Origin of the sequence: Streptomyces gossypii (genome assembly GCF_025165795.1) — a bacterium.
Classification (GTDB): Bacteria; Actinomycetota; Actinomycetes; order Streptomycetales; family Streptomycetaceae; genus Streptomyces; species Streptomyces gossypii.
This window is the reverse complement of sequence record NZ_JAJAGO010000009.1, coordinates 247062-261820: the sequence shown is the minus strand read 5'-3', so window position 1 is coordinate 261820 and position 14759 is coordinate 247062. Positions and strand designations below refer to the sequence as shown.

At 71.3% G+C, this 14759-nt stretch carries 9 protein-coding genes and 1 pseudogene; 4 read left to right on the top strand and 6 right to left on the bottom strand.

What is annotated here, in order from left to right:
* Positions 1-5: 5 nt before the first annotated feature.
* The 6 genes from LHJ74_RS20730 to LHJ74_RS20705 all read right to left on the bottom strand — a co-directional run bounded on the left by LHJ74_RS20730 (position 6) and on the right by LHJ74_RS20705 (position 6435).
* Positions 6-821, bottom strand: coding sequence for an ABC transporter permease (locus tag LHJ74_RS20730; protein ID WP_260219598.1), 816 nt, complete (start codon positions 819-821; stop codon positions 6-8).
* Positions 818-1834: an ATP-binding cassette domain-containing protein gene (locus tag LHJ74_RS20725; protein ID WP_260219597.1), complete on the bottom strand. Its 1017-nt coding sequence runs from the start codon at positions 1832-1834 to the stop codon at positions 818-820. Before LHJ74_RS20725 ends, LHJ74_RS20730 begins: the two co-directional genes overlap by 4 nt.
* Before the next feature lie 150 nt (positions 1835-1984).
* On the bottom strand, positions 1985-3343 hold the full coding sequence (gene glmM / locus LHJ74_RS20720) for a phosphoglucosamine mutase (RefSeq protein ID WP_260219596.1): 1359 nt from the start codon (positions 3341-3343) through the stop codon (positions 1985-1987).
* Positions 3344-3533: 190 nt separating this feature from the next.
* Entirely contained in the window at positions 3534-4052 is a 519-nt protein-coding gene (gene rpsI, locus LHJ74_RS20715) for a 30S ribosomal protein S9 (RefSeq protein WP_260219595.1), read from the bottom strand.
* 42 nt (positions 4053-4094) lie between these two features.
* Positions 4095-4538: a 50S ribosomal protein L13 gene (rplM, locus tag LHJ74_RS20710; protein WP_260219594.1), complete on the bottom strand. Its 444-nt coding sequence runs from the start codon at positions 4536-4538 to the stop codon at positions 4095-4097.
* 277 nt (positions 4539-4815) lie between these two features.
* Complete coding sequence (locus tag LHJ74_RS20705) at positions 4816-6435, bottom strand: ABC-F family ATP-binding cassette domain-containing protein (RefSeq protein WP_260219593.1); 1620 nt, start codon at positions 6433-6435, stop codon at positions 4816-4818.
* Between the two features lie 107 nt (positions 6436-6542).
* Between LHJ74_RS20705 and LHJ74_RS20700 the strand changes: the two genes are divergently transcribed.
* The 4 genes and pseudogenes from LHJ74_RS20700 to LHJ74_RS20685 all read left to right on the top strand — a co-directional run bounded on the left by LHJ74_RS20700 (position 6543) and on the right by LHJ74_RS20685 (position 14647).
* Positions 6543-7379, top strand: a complete 837-nt coding sequence (locus LHJ74_RS20700) for a hypothetical protein (protein WP_260219592.1) — start codon at positions 6543-6545, stop codon at positions 7377-7379.
* A 181-nt stretch (positions 7380-7560) separates the two neighbouring features.
* Positions 7561-8694 (top strand): annotated as a pseudogene (locus LHJ74_RS20695) (M28 family metallopeptidase); the annotation flags it as partial.
* Between the two features lie 721 nt (positions 8695-9415).
* Complete coding sequence (locus LHJ74_RS34240) at positions 9416-11467, top strand: S8 family serine peptidase (protein WP_311203331.1); 2052 nt, start codon at positions 9416-9418, stop codon at positions 11465-11467.
* A 207-nt stretch (positions 11468-11674) separates the two neighbouring features.
* Positions 11675-14647, top strand: coding sequence for a helix-turn-helix transcriptional regulator (locus LHJ74_RS20685; protein ID WP_311203333.1), 2973 nt, complete (start codon positions 11675-11677; stop codon positions 14645-14647).
* Positions 14648-14759: the final 112 nt, after the last annotated feature.

Below are 14759 nucleotides of genomic sequence, written 5' to 3'. Positions count from 1 at the left end.
CCGGCTCACACCCGGGAGCGGTAGGCCCGCATCGCCAGCGGGATGAAGACCGCCGCTATCGCCGCGGCCCACACCAGGGACCACAGGACGGGAGAGGCGACCTCGCCGCCGACCAGCAGCCCGCGGAAGGCGTCCGAGAGATGGGTGACCGGATTGACGTCCACCCACGACTGGAGCCAGCCGGGCATCGTCTCGACCCGGGCGAAGGCGCTGCTGGTGAAGGTGATGGGGAAGATCAGGGTGAAGGCGAACACCTGCACCTTCTCCGGATCGCCCGCCAGCATCCCGATCAGCACGGCGCTCCACGAGACGGCCGCCGCGAACACCACCAGCAGCAGCACGGCGCCGAGGAAGCCGGTGACCCCGGCCCCGGCCGTGATCCGGAAGCCCAGCGCTGCACCGAGCCCGATCATCAGCACCATTGCCCAGACCTGCTTGGCCAGGTCGGCGGTTATCCGCCCGAACAGCGGCGCCGACCGGGCTATCGGCAGGCTGCGCAGCCGGTCGAAGACGCCCTTCGTCAGATCGCTGTTCAGCGACATGGCTGTGTACATGCTCATGAAGAGCGTGTTCTGCACGATGATGCCGGGCAGTGCGTACTGCAGGTACTCCCTGGGTGAACCCGCCATCTGCCCACCGAAGACATAGGTGAACAGGAAGACGAACATGATCGGCGTGATGCTGTAGTCGATCAGTTCCAGCGGATTGTGCTTGACGGAGACCAGGCTCCGCCAGGCCATCGTGCCTGTCTGCCGCACTCCGTTGCCGGGCCGCACCCGGCCCTTCTTCGTCAGTGGCTGGGTGAAGGCCGTCGTCGTCATGGCACACGCTCCGCCCCTGCGAGCGCGTCCGCTCCTTCGGCGCCCACGCCGACGCCCGCGTCCTCACCGGCTGCCGACTCCGGCCGCGCCCGGTGACCGGTGAGCGCCAGGAAGACCTCGTCGAGCGAGGAGCGGCGCAGCGCCAGTTCGCCCACCTCGATCCCCTCGTGGTCCAGGCTCCGGACGACCGCGGGCATCAGTGCCGGGTCCATGACGGGAGCGGTGATCAGCTCGCCCTCGATCTGGGTCTGCGGACCCGCCGCCTCCGCGACCAGTGCGGCGACCGCTCCGAGGTCCTCGCCGTGCAGCGGCCGCACCTGGAGCACCTGACCGCCCGCGGCGGACTTCAGCTCGTCCGGTGTGCCGTCGGCGATCACCCGGCCCTTGTCGATGACCACGATCTCGTCGGCGAGCTTGTCCGCCTCGTCGAGATACTGCGTCGTCAGCAGGGCGGTGACGCCCTCGGCCACCAGGCCGCGCAGCATCTCCCACACCTCTCCGCGGCTGTGCGGGTCGAGCCCCGTGGTCGGCTCGTCGAGGAAGAGGATCTCCGGCCGGCCGACCAGGCTGGCCGCGAGGTCGAGCCGCCTGCGCATACCGCCCGAGTACGTCTTCACGGCACGGCCTCCGGCGTCGCTCAGCTGGAAGCGCTCCAGCAGCTCGGCGGCCCGCGCTCGCGCTCCGCCTCTCGGGATGCCCAGCAGACGGCCGATGAGCAGCAGATTCTCGGTACCCGTGAGGTTCTCGTCCACCGCCGCGTACTGGCCGGTGAGGCCGATGCGGGAGCGCACCCGGCCCGCTTCACGCACCACGTCGTGGCCCGCGACCGTCGCCCGGCCGCCGTCCGGCCGAACCAGGGTGGCGAAGATCCGCACCGCGGTCGTCTTCCCCGCGCCGTTCGGCCCGAGCAGGCCCAGAACCGAGCCCGTACGAGCGGCCAGGTCGATTCCGGCCAGCGCCTGCGTCCCCTTGAAACTCTTGGTCAGGTCTTCCGCCTGGATCGCGTACGTCATGCTGTGACCCCTGCTGTGTCCCTTTTGCCGGATGTGTCGGATCGCTGTCATGCCTTGAAGTGGCGAGCGCCAGGCACGACGCTCACTTCCTGCACAACTGTGACGCACCCCACTGACATTCCAGTCGGCAGCACCCAAAAGCGACCGGACTCAGCCCAGGGCGCGCTTGACCACGTCCGCCAACCGGTCGGCCACCGTCCGCGCGACCTCGATCTCCGGCGCCTCGACCATCACCCGCACCAGCGGCTCCGTGCCCGAGGAACGCAGCAGCACCCGCCCGGTCTCGCCCAGCTCGCGCTCGGCCTCCGACACTGCGGTGGCCAACTCGGCGGACGTAGCGACCCTCGCCTTGTCCACATCCGGAACATTGACCAGCACCTGCGGCAGCCGCTCCATCACGGCCGCCAGCGCGGACAGCGGCCGCCCGGTGGCGGCGACACGGGCCGCCAGCATCAGCCCGGTCAGCGTGCCGTCCCCGGTGGTCGCATGGTCCAGCACGATCAGATGCCCGGACTGCTCACCGCCCAGCGAGTAGCCGCCGCGCTTCATCTCCTCCAGCACATAGCGGTCACCCACCGCCGTCTGGAGCAGCCCGATGCCCTCGCGCCCCATTGCCAGCTTGAAGCCGAGGTTCGACATGACGGTGGCCACGACGGTGTTCTTGCGCAGCGTCCCCGCCTCGAACATGCCCGTCGCGAGCACGGCCAGGATCTGGTCGCCGTCGATCTCGTCGCCCGCCGCGTCCACCGCCAGACAGCGGTCCGCGTCGCCGTCGTGCGCCACGCCCAGATCCGCACCGTGCGCGACGACGGCTGCGCGCAGCCCGTCCAGATGGGTCGATCCGCAGCCGTCGTTGATGTTGAGGCCGTCCGGGTCGGTGCCGAGGGTGATCACCTCGGCGCCGGCCCGCGCGAAGGCTTCGGGAGAGACCCGGGAGGCGGCGCCGTGCGCGGCGTCGATGACGACCTTCAGCCCGTCGAGCCGGTTCGGCAGGACGCCCACCAGGTGCGCGACGTAGTTGTCGAAGCCCTCGTCGTACTCACGGACCCTGCCCACGTCGGCGCCGGTGGGCCGGTTCCACGGCTCACCCGCCGCGTGCTCGTGGTAGATCCGCTCGATGCGGTCCTCCAGCTCATCGGCCAGTTTGTGGCCGCCGCGCGCGAAGAACTTGATGCCGTTGTCCGGCATCGGATTGTGGCTGGCGGAGAGCATCACGCCCAGATCGGCGCCGAGCGCACCCGTCAGATACGCGACGGCAGGGGTCGGCAGCACGCCCACCCGCAGCACGTCCACGCCGGCGCTGGCGAGGCCCGCCACCACGGCGGCCTCCAGGAACTCTCCGGACGCGCGCGGATCCCGTCCGACGATCGCCACCGGGCGATGTCCCTCGAACGACCCCACCTCGGCGAGCACATGGGCCGCGGCGACGGACAGGCCGAGTGTCATCTCGGCAGTCAGATGCCCGTTGGCCACTCCGCGCACACCGTCCGTACCGAAGAGTCGTGCCACTTGTCGTCCTCCAGATCGCGCCGGGTGTCCGATGGCTTCCGGCTTCCCTCAACTTAGACCGTCCGGCATCCGGGGGCCGCGTCCTGCACCCCCACCTGCCGGACGGCCTTACAGCAAACGCCCCGGCGACACGGAACGTGTCGTCGGGGCGCTTGCCACGAAACGGCGTGCAGCCGTGCCAGCGCCTGGGTCAGCGCTTGCTGTACTGCGTGCCCTTACGGGCCTTCTTCAGACCGGCCTTCTTACGCTCGACGGCACGGTCGTCACGCGTCAGGAAGCCCGCCTTCTTGAGCGCGGCACGGTTGTTGTCCGTGTCCGCCTCATTCAGGGCGCGGGCGACACCGAGGCGCAGCGCACCGGCCTGACCGGAGATGCCGCCACCCGCGATACGGGCCACGATGTCGTAGCGGTCGTCCAGCTCGAGCACCTTGAAGGGCTCGTTGACCTCCTGCTGGTGCACCTTGTTGGGGAAGTACCCCTCCAGGGTGCGACCGTTGATCTTCCACTTGCCGCTGCCCGGAACGATCCGGACACGGGCGATGGCGTTCTTCCGCCGACCGGTGCCGGCGGCGGGCTGCGGGTCACCGAAGCGCGAGGTGAGAGCCTCGGCGGTGAGCTCCTCCGGGACCTCGGGGGTCTCGGTCGTGTACTCCTGGACTTCCTCGTCGACACTTTCGTTGACGGGCGTCTCAGCGGTGGTCTCGGCCACGAGTTCTCCTGGTTTCTGTACGTCTGGGGTGGTGGCCGGGACTTACTGCGCGACCTGGGTGATCTCGAACGGGACCGGCTGCTGTGCAGCGTGCGGGTGCTGGTCGCCCGCGTAGACCTTCAGCTTCGAGAGCATCTGACGGCCGAGGGTGTTCTTGGGGATCATGCCCTTGACGGCCTTCTCGACGGCCTTCTCCGGGTTCTTCGCCAGCAGCTCGTCATAGCGGACGGAACGCAGGCCGCCCGGGTACCCGGAGTGGCGGTAGGCCATCTTCTGGGTCGCCTTGTTGCCGGAAAGGTGCACCTTGTCGGCGTTGATGATGATGACGAAGTCACCAGTGTCGACGTGAGGGGCGTACATGGGCTTGTGCTTGCCCCTCAGAAGAGTGGCGGCCTGAGTGGCCAGACGGCCCAGGACGACGTCCTGGGCGTCAATGACGTGCCACTGGCGCTGGACATCGCCGGGCTTGGGGCTGTACGTACGCACGGTCGTAGCCTTCGTTTCTCAGTGAATTGGGGTCGCCCCTGCGCCCGCGAGGGCTCAGGGGACAGGTCCTGACAAGGCCATCCGACCGATCACAGCGGCACTGACCGCACATCGGTGACGCAACCGAGTGCTGATCGCCGCTCATCGGCAGATGGGCCGGTGTAAGGGCCCCTCACGTGAGAATGAGCAACCAATACACATAACGAACCCGCAGAATACCCGGTCCCGGGGACAGGGGTCAAAACCGGCCCCCGCACCGGTGCCGCCGCGGCCCGCCCTACCGCTCGCGCGCGACCCGCGCCTCGTCCCAGACCGCCTCCGGCGTCTCCCGTACGCGCCCGTCCGCACCGAAGACCAGATAGCGGTCAAACGTCCGTGCGAACCAGCGGTCGTGGGTGACCACCAGCACCGTGCCCTCGTACGCCTCCAGCGCCTCCTGGAGCGCCTCCGCGCTCTCCAGGTCCAGGTTGTCCGTCGGCTCGTCCAGGAGCAGGGCCGTGCTGCCCGCCAGTTCCAGCAGCAGGATCTGGAAGCGGGCCTGCTGCCCGCCCGAGAGCTTGCCGAAGCGCTGTTCCGCCTGCCCCGTCAGCTCGTACCGGCGCAGCACGCTCATCGCCTTGCCGCGGTCCCGTGCGTGGTCCTCCCACAGGACGGTGAGCAGGGTGCGGTCCAGCAGCTCCGGGTGCGCGTGGGTCTGGGCGAAGTGGCCGGGCACCACGCGGGCGCCGAGTTTCCAGTGGCCGGTGTGGGCGACGTCGTCCCCCGCCAGCAGACGCAGGAAGTGCGACTTACCGGAGCCGTTCGAGCCGAGGACGGCCACGCGTTCGCCGTAGAACACCTCCAGGTCGAAGGGCTTCATCAGGCCGCTCAGCTCGAGTCCCTGGCAGGTGATGGCCCGGATGCCGGTCCGTCCGCCGTGCAGCCGCATGGTGATGTCCTGCTTGCGGGGCGGCTCCGGCGGCGGTCCGATCTCCTCGAACTTCCGCAGCCGCGTCTTGGCCGCCTGGTAGCGGGAGGCCATGTCGTCGCTGCGCTTCGCGTACTGCTGCATGTCGAGGACCAGCCGTTTGAGCTGTGCATGCTTCTCGTCCCAGCGCCGCCGCAGTTCCTCGAAGCGTGCGAAGCGCTCCTTGCGGGCCTCGTGGTACGTGCCGAAGCCGCCGCCATGCACCCATACGTCGCTGCCGGCCGGGCTCGGCTCCACGCTGATGATCTTGTCTGCCGCGCGGGCCAGCAGCTCGCGGTCGTGCGAGACGAACAGGACGGTCTTCTTCGTCTCGTTGAGCCGGGCCTCCAGCCAGCGCTTGCCCGGCACGTCCAGGTAGTTGTCCGGCTCGTCCAGCAGCAGCACCTCGTCGGTGCCGCGCAGCAGCGCCTCCAGGACGAGCCGCTTCTGCTCGCCGCCGGAGAGCGTGGTCAGCTTCCGCCACTGCGCCGTGTCGTAGGGGATGCCGAGCGCGGCCGTCGTGCACATGTCCCAGACGGTCTCGGACTCGTAGCCGCCCGCCTCCGACCAGTCGCTGAGGGCCTGCGCGTAGTGCATCTGGGCGGCCTCGTCGTCCACCTCCATGATCCCCAGCTCGGCCTTGTCGACCTCCGCCGCCACCTGCCGGATGCGCGGCGGTGACACCGAGACCAGCAGGTCGCGCACCGTGGAGTCGTCCCGCACGGAGCCCACGAACTGCGGCATGACACCCAGCCCGCCGGTGGCGGTGACCGAGCCGCCGTGCGGTTGCAGCTCCCCGGCGATCAGCCGGAGCAGCGTGGTCTTGCCCGCGCCGTTCGCCCCGACGAGGGCGACGGACGCGCCGTCGCCCACCCGGAAGGACGCGTCGCTCAGCAGCACCCTTCCGTCCGGCAGGTAGTACTCCAGATGCGCCGCCTCAAGATGTCCCATGGGGACGGATTGTCTCTGTGCCGCGGCCCGGGAGCCAACCGGATTACGACGTGGTGTGCGACAGGGAGCCCGCTCCCCGTCGCACACCAAGTCGTAAGATGCCGCGCATGAGCTTTGGGCAGGGGGGTCCCCAGTGGGGGGCCGGGGGCGGTGGCACACCGGACTGGTCGGCCATGGCGGAGGAGACCGCGCGCAGTCGGCGGCGCCGCAGACGCTGGCTGGTGGTCGGCGGCGGGGCTCTGGCGACGGCCGCCGTCGCGGGGATCGTCGCGATCGCGGTGGTGAGCGAGAGCGGCGGCGGTTCGGGCGCCTCGGACAAGCCGTCGGAGGCGCTGCCCTCGCCGGAGGATCTGCCGTCCAGCCCCGGCCCGGAGCCGTCGTTCGAGAAGGATCTGCCGCCCGCGCCGCCGGAGGACTATCTCAACAGCCCGAAGAAGGACAAGGCGCCGCTGAGCGAGGACACCCTCTTCCCGAGCAAGACGGTCACCGTCAACGGGAAGAAGTACCGCCTGGCCGCCAAGGACTCCACGAAGAAGTGCGAGGAGGCGACGCAGGCGGGCCTCGGCCCGGTGCTGCGCAAGCAGGGCTGCGGCATGGTCTTCCGCGCGACGTACCAGCGCGACACCCTGGCCTTCACGCTCGGCATCGCCGTCTTCGACTCCCAGGCGAAGGCGTCCGAGGTGAAGGCGGACTACGTGCCCAACATCGCCTCACTCGCGGGGGGCGACGTGCCGGCCTACTGCCGCACGGTGACCTGCCGTACGACGGTCAACGCCCTTGGCCGGTACGCCTTCTTCACGATCGCCGGGCACACGGACGGCAAGCCCGCCCCGGAGTCGGACAAGAAGGCCGTGGAGGCGGCGCTGGACGGCTCGGACTTCGGCTACGCGCGCATCCTCCAGCGGGGCAAGGACCAGGCCGAGGCCGACGCCCAGTCGGGCTGACGCGCACGCGGCCCGTTCCGTTCGGCCGCCGGCCGCCGTTCCGCTTCGCGTACTCCTGGGGGCTCGCAAGGGTTTTCCCCGATTCCGTACACCCGTTCCCTTTCTAGCCTCTCCATGGGCCACGGCGGCCTACGTCCCCGCCCATCGCTGTGCGGGGACGGACTGAGGAAGGGAGGACGGGATGCTGAGACGTCTTACGGCGTCCGTCGCGGTCCTTGCGCTGTCCCTGTCGGGCGCGGCGCTCGCGGGCAGTGCGACGGCGGCACCATCCACCGGTACGACGGCGCACGCCAAAGGAGCGGCCACCCAGGCCGCTTCCGCTGCCGCCACACCGGACATCTCGCTCGCCAACGTGAAGGGGCACCTCAACCAGCTCCAGCAGATAGCCAACGCGAACGGCGGGAACCGGGCGCACGGGCAGCCCGGCTTCAAGGCGTCCATCGACTACGTGAAGCAGAAGCTGGACGCCGTGGGCTTCCAGACCGAGATCCAGTCCTTCTCCTACTCGGGGCGGACCGGCTACAACCTGATCGCGGACTGGCCCGGCGGCCAGGCCGACCAGGTGCTGATGGCCGGTGCGCATCTGGACAGCGTGAGCCGGGGCGCGGGCATCAACGACAACGGCAGCGGTTCGGCGGCCATCCTCGAGGTGGCGCTGGAGGTGGCCCGGTCCGGCCACCAGCCGGACAAGCACCTGCGGTTCGCCTGGTGGGGCGCGGAGGAGCTGGGGCTGATCGGCTCCACCCACTACGTCGACGAGCTCTCCTCGGCGGAGCGGGCCCGTATCGACGGCTACTACAACTTCGACATGGTCGGCTCTCCCAACGCGGGGTACTTCCTCTACGACGGCGACAACTCCGACGGCACCGGCTCCGGTCCGGGCCCCGAGGGCTCGGCCCAGATGGAGGGCGTGCTGGAGGACTACTTCGGGTCGATCAACGTGGCCACCCGCGGCACCGACTTCGACGGCCGCAGCGACTACGGTCCGTTCATCCGGGTCGGCATAGCGGCGGGCGGCACCTTCACCGGGGCCGAGGGGCGCAAGACCTCGGCGGAGGCACAGCTGTGGGGCGGTACGGCCGGGCAGGCGTACGACCAGTGCTACCACGCCTCCTGCGACACCACGAGCAACATCAACGACACGGCGCTGAACCGCAATGCGGATGCGATCGCCTACGCGATGTGGACGCTGGGCGGCTCGGAGTCGGCCAACGACTTCGCGGTGTCGGTCGATCCGCAGTCCGGGTCGCTGGACGCCGGTGAGAGCGTCACCGCCTCCGTCACCACCCGTACGACCAACGGGGAAGCACAGGCCCTGCAGCTCTCCGCGGCCGGACTCCCCGACGGGGTGACCGCGGGGTTCGAGCCCGACTCGGTGACCTCCGGGGGCTCTTCGGAACTCACACTGACCGCCGCCGACGACGCGCCCTCCGGCGAGTACCCGGTGACGGTCACCGGCAAGGGCAGCGCGGCCACGAACAGCGCCACCTACACCCTCACGGTCAACGGCACCTCCAGCTGCTCCAGCCTGCAGAACCAGCGCACCGGCAGCCTGAACAGCGGCGGCGCCGCAATCCAGCCGGACGGCAGCTACTACTACTCCGGCACCTCCGGCACTCACCGGGCCTGCCTGGACGCCCCGGACGGCACGGACTTCGACCTCTACCTCCAGAAGTGGAACGGCTCCGGCTGGTCCGAGGTCGGCCAGGGCACCACCCCGGAGGCCGACGAGGAGCTCAGCTACAGCGGTTCGGCGGGCTACTACCGCTACCGGGTCCACGCCTACTCGGGCGGCGGCAGCTACACGCTGGGCTACGACAGCCCCTGAGCGCGGGGCGCTCCCTGAACAGACCCGCCGCACACCCGCAAAGCCCGCACCCACTGTGATGCAGCACCCCCTGACCGGACGTCATGCCCGGCCCGGCGAGCCGCGCGTTCCCGCTCACCCCCCGCTCACCCCCTCGCGCCTCTTCCCCGCCGGTGCCACGCGACGCACCCCCCACGTCGAGTAGTGACCGCTCCGAAGTGAGGAATCCATGTACCAGAGGACCCGGGCCCCGGCCCGAAGACAACTCGCCGCGAAATGCGCGCTGGTGGCCACCACCGTGACCGCCATGCTCGTCGCCGCCACCGGCGCGGCGACGGCGGACCCCACACCGGCGGACCCCGCACCGGCGGCGGAGAAGGGCGGCATCGCCGAGGCCGCCAGCCCCGACCGGATCGACGGCAGCTATCTCGTCACGCTCAAGGGTGATCCCTCGGTGGCGAGTGCCGCCAAGAGGCTCGCCTCCGAGCACGGCGGCGAGATCACCCACACCTACTCGGCCGCACTGCACGGCTTCGCCCTCCGCACCGACGAAGCGTCCGCGCGTGAACTGGCAGCCGATCCCGCGGTCGCCCGCGTCGAGGCGGACCAGCGCATGCAGGCGCTGGGCACGCAGCCGAACCCGCCGTCCTGGGGGTTGGACCGCGTCGACCAGGCACAACTGCCGCTGGACGACAGCTACACCTATCCGGACTCGTCCTCGAACGTGCACGCGTACATCATCGACACCGGAATCCGCGTCACCCACGAGGACTTCGGCGGCCGGGCGACCTGGGGCACCAACACGGTCGACAGCAACAACACCGACTGCAACGGCCACGGCACCCATGTGGCGGGGACCACCGGCGGCACCGACTACGGCGTGGCCAAGAGTCCCCAGCTGGTCGCCGTCAAGGTGCTCAACTGCCAGGGCTCCGGCAGCACCGCCGGTGTCGTGGCGGGCATCGACTGGGTGACCGCCAACGCGGTCAAGCCCGCCGTCTCGAACATGAGCCTGGGCGGCGGCTCCTCGCCCACCCTGGACAGCGCCGTGCGCCGTTCCATCGGCACCGGCATCAGCTACGCCGTGGCCGCGGGCAACGAGAGGGAGAACGCCTGCACCGGCTCGCCGTCGGGGGTGGCGGAGGCCATCACGGTGGGCGCCACCACGCGCAACGACAGCCGGTCGAGCTTCTCCGACTTCGGCCAGTGCCTGGATCTCTTCGCCCCGGGCTCCGACATCACCTCCGCCTGGAGCACCAGCGACACCGCGCAGAACACCATCAGCGGCACGTCGATGGCCTCCCCGCATGTGGCGGGTGCCGCCGCGCTGGTGGCGGGCGCCAACCCGGGCTGGACCCCGCAGCAGATCCGCGACTACCTGGTGGAGAACTCCACCGCCGGGGTCGTGGGCAACCCGGGCACCGGCTCGCCCAACAGGCTGCTGCGCGTGATCAACGACGGCGGCGGCGACCCGGACCCGGACAACGACTTCGCGCTGGAGGCCGACCCGGCGGCCCGTACGGTCGAGGCGGGCCAGCCGGCCACCACCAAGGTGCTCACCTCGGTGGCCAAGGGCGACGCGGAGTCCATCCGCCTGACCGCGTCCGGTCTGCCCAGCGGTGTCGAGGCGGCGTTCGACCCGTCCTCGGTGACGGCGGGCGAGTCCTCGGGGCTGACCCTCTCCACCTCGGCGGGTACACCGTCCGGCACTCATACGGTGACGATCACCGGCACCTCCGCGTCCGGCGAGCACAGCGTCACCTTCGCGCTGACCGTCACCGGCGGCGGCAGCGACGAGTGCGTGAACCCGGGCCAGAAGCTCTCCAACCCGGGCTTCGAATCCGGTGCTGCCTCCTGGAACGCCTCGGCCAACGTGATCGGCCAGTGGCAGTCCTCCGGCCAGGCCCCGCGCACCGGCAGCTGGAACGCCTGGCTGAACGGCTACGGCAGCACGAACACCAACACCCTCCAGCAGGGCGTCTCACTCCCGGCGAACTGCTCGCAGTACACGCTGGGCTTCTACCTGCACACCGACACGGACGAGGCGCCGGGCACCCCGTACGACACCCTCGCGGTGCAGGTGCTCGACGAGAGCGGCTCCAACGTGCTGGGGACGCTGCGGACGTACTCGAACGAGGACGCGGACAGCGGCTACGCAAAGCAGTCGCTGAACCTGGGCGAATACGCGGGCCGGGACATCCAGATCCGGTTCGTCGGGAAGGAGGACGCCTATCTGCAGACGTCCTTCGTGATCGACGACACGACGGTCGACGTGTCGTGATCTACCGGGGCCACGGCGGGACTGCCGACGCGATTCTTGGCGTGGACATGGCCTGAATCACGCCCGCATCTTGGCCTGAACCCCACGCGCCCCGCAGGCGCCGGTGTGCCCTCCCCCGCACACCGGCGCCTCTGCGCGGATTTCTGCTGACCGACCATTGAGCTCCGCATTCCGGATGGCTAGGGTCAGCGCGATGTCCCGCTCGGCCTGGAGGGGGAACCCATCACCGATTTCGCCGACTTCGCCGACTTCACGGAGCGCCCCGGACACGCCGACGACTCCGCACGGCCGTACGGGCACCGCCGGAGCGAGCCGCCCCCGCCACTGGTCGGCCGCGACGCGCTGCTGGCCGCCCTCGAAGCACGGCTCGCCGCGAACGGCAGCGCCGTACTGACCGGACCGAGCGGCATCGGCAAGACCGCCCTGATGGAGACGGTCGGCGCGACGGCGGCGGCCCGCGGCGAGCTGGTCCTGCGGGCGGCGGGAGCGGAGACCGAGCGCTGGATCCCGTACGCCGTGCTGGCCGACCTGCTCGACCAGATCCCCCCGTCCCGGCTCGCCGGGCTCCCCGAACCCCACCGCTCCGCGCTCCACGGCATCCTGCTGCGCGACCGCCGGGCGGCCACCGCGCCCGGAGAGGCGACGGCCGTGTGCCAACTGGCCTGGCGCGAACTGCTCGGCCGTTGCGCGACGACAGACACCGTGCTGGTGCTGATCGACGACGCCCAGTGGCTGGACACCGCCACCGTCGAGGCCGTCCGCTACGCCGGCCGGCGGCTGACCGGCCGCGGCGTACGGGTCGTGGTGGCGGGCCGCTGGCCGGACGCGACCCCCGGCGGCTCCGGCCCCGGCCCCGGCAGCGCCGGTCCCGGCGGAGCGCCGCCCTGGTCACCGACCCCGACCGCCGTCCAGCTCGCCGTGCCCCCGCTGGCCCCGCACGTGCTGGCCGAACTGTTCGAGCAGTACGGCCTCCCCGCCCGGGTCGCCACCAAGCTGCACGCGGACTCGGGCGGCAACCCCTACCTCGCCCTCGCCCTGGGCGGCGCCTTCACCGACCGCATCCCCCGCCACTGGCGCCCCGCACCGCTCCCCCAGCGCGTGCACGCCCTCATCAGCGAACGGCTGGACACCCTCCCCGCCGAGACCCGCGAGACGCTGCTGATGGCCGCGTTCGCCACCCGCCCCACCGTCTCCCTGCTGCTGCGCGCGGGCCGCGCGGACGCCGCACACGACATCCGGCTCGCCGCAGCCGCCGGCCTGCTCGTCACCGAAGGCGGCGATCTGCGCTTCACCCCGCCCGCCGTCGGCACCGTACTGGCCGAGTACGCCGACCCCGCCCACCGCGCCGAGGTGCACACCGCCCTCGCCACCGTCGTCCCGGACGCCGCGGGCCGGGTGCGCCACCGGGCGCTGGCCCAAGCCGGGCCGGACGCCGAGGTCGCCCGCTCCCTGGTGACCGCCGCCGAGGCCGCCTCCCGGCAGGGTTCGCACAGGATGGCCGCCGAGCTGTACCTGCTGGCGGCCGACCGCACCCCGTGCGAACTCGACGCGCAGCGCCTCGAATGGCTGGTCGCCGCCGCCGAGGCGGGCGCCTCCGCCTCGCTGCCCGAACTCGTACACAGGGCCGCCGACGCCGTACTCGCCGCCGACTCGCCCAGATCCCAGCGCGTACGGGTCCGCATCGCGCTGATCGACCTGTCCGGACAGGGCCTCGGCGAGATGGACGAGATCCTGGCCGCCGCGCTGCTGGACGCCGAGGGCGACCCCGCCCTGATGGCCCTGGTACGGCTCCGGCTCGCCTGGGCCGCCCTCGTCGACGGACAGCCCGAGCGCAGCGCGCGCGAGTCGGAACGCGCCCTCGCGCACGCCCGTACCGTCGGCGACACCGCCACCGAGGCGATGGCACTCGGCAACCGGGCGATGACCTCCCGGATCATGGGCCACACCGACTACGACACCCACCTGGAGCAGGCCCTGCGCCTGCCCCAACCGCCGCTGCGCGGCTGGCTGCACATGGCGCCCCGCTTCTTCGCCTCCCGCTTCGCGGTCTTCGACGACCGGCTCGAAGACGCCCGCAAGTCGCTCTTACGCATGCTCGCCATGGTGGAACGCGGCTCCGGCGAGGAGGTCGTCCATGTGCTGCGCGGCCTCTCGGAGGTCTCCGTGCGGATGGGCCGCTGCCAGGAGGCACTGGACTTCGCGGACCGGGCAGTCCGCATCGCCGAGGAGGCGTCGCTCAGTCCGGGACCGGGCTGGTACAACGCCGCCGTCGCCGAGCTGGCGGGCGGCAGCCTCGCCCGCGCGACCGGCTACGCGGAACACGGCCTGCGCGCCTCCGAACAGGAGCGCGACGCCATCTTCCGCTGCCGCCACCTGCATGTGCTGGGCGTGGCCCGGCTGCGCACCGGAGACCTCCGCGGAGCCGTGGCGATGCTGCGCAGGATCCAGCAGCTGGACCGGTCGCAGGGGCTGCGCTCACCGCAGGTGCTGCGCTGGCACGGTGACCTCGCCTCCGGGCTGGCCGCACTCGGCGAACCGGACCAGGCGCAGGAGGTCGTCCGCGCGGCCCGCGCCGCCCTCGGGCGCGGTGCCGACGGCGGCGCGGTCACCGGCCAACTCGACCGCGCCGAGGCGGCCGTCCGGGTCGCGCACGGCGAACCGGAGGCGGCGCTGGGGCTGCTGCGCGGGGCGGCGAAACGCTTCACCAGCCTCGGCCAGCCCCTGGAGACCGGCCACTGCCTGCTGGAGCAGGCCCGCATCGAGCGCCGCCGCCGACGGCACTCGGCGGCCCGTGCGGCGGTGGACGAGGCGCTCGCCCTCTTCACCCGCTGCGGCGCCCGGCCCTGGGCGGAGCAGGCGGGCCGCAGCCTGGACGCCGTCGACGCCGGGGGCGGTACGGGCAGAGGCGGCGCGGAGACCGGCGCGGGCGGAAACGGCCGCGTGTTGCAGACGCCCTCCCCCCTGACGGACAGCGAGGAGCGCATCGCGGTGCTGGTCGGTGAGGGTGCCACCAATCAGGAGGTGGCGACACGGATGTTCCTGAGCGTGAAGACGATCGAGGCGTCCCTCACCCGCATCTACCGCAAGCTCGGCGTCCGCTCCCGCACCCAGCTCAGCTCCTGGCTGCGCGGCGCACCGGGCGCACCGGGCGGACCGGGCGGGCCGCCGGCGAAGAGTTGACGTCCTGGGCCACAGCTCTGACATGGCCGCCGCCTCCCCTCCCGCCCAGGACGCGCGATGATCGGACGGTAGCGCCACGGGGGGCGAACTTCTTCTTCTTTCCTGACCCTCA

What these genes read in the sequence shown, in the direction of transcription:
- LHJ74_RS20725 (WP_260219597.1), bottom strand. Translation starts at nt 1,834, where the DNA reads ATGACGTACGCGATCCAGGCGGAAGACCTGACCAAGAGTTTCAAGGGG.
- LHJ74_RS20705 (WP_260219593.1), bottom strand. Translation starts at nt 6,435, where the DNA reads ATGGGACATCTTGAGGCGGCGCATCTGGAGTACTACCTGCCGGACGGA.
- LHJ74_RS20700 (WP_260219592.1), top strand. Translation starts at nt 6,543, where the DNA reads ATGAGCTTTGGGCAGGGGGGTCCCCAGTGGGGGGCCGGGGGCGGTGGC.
- LHJ74_RS34240 (WP_311203331.1), top strand. Translation starts at nt 9,416, where the DNA reads ATGTACCAGAGGACCCGGGCCCCGGCCCGAAGACAACTCGCCGCGAAA.
- LHJ74_RS20730 (WP_260219598.1), bottom strand. Translation starts at nt 821, where the DNA reads ATGACGACGACGGCCTTCACCCAGCCACTGACGAAGAAGGGCCGGGTG.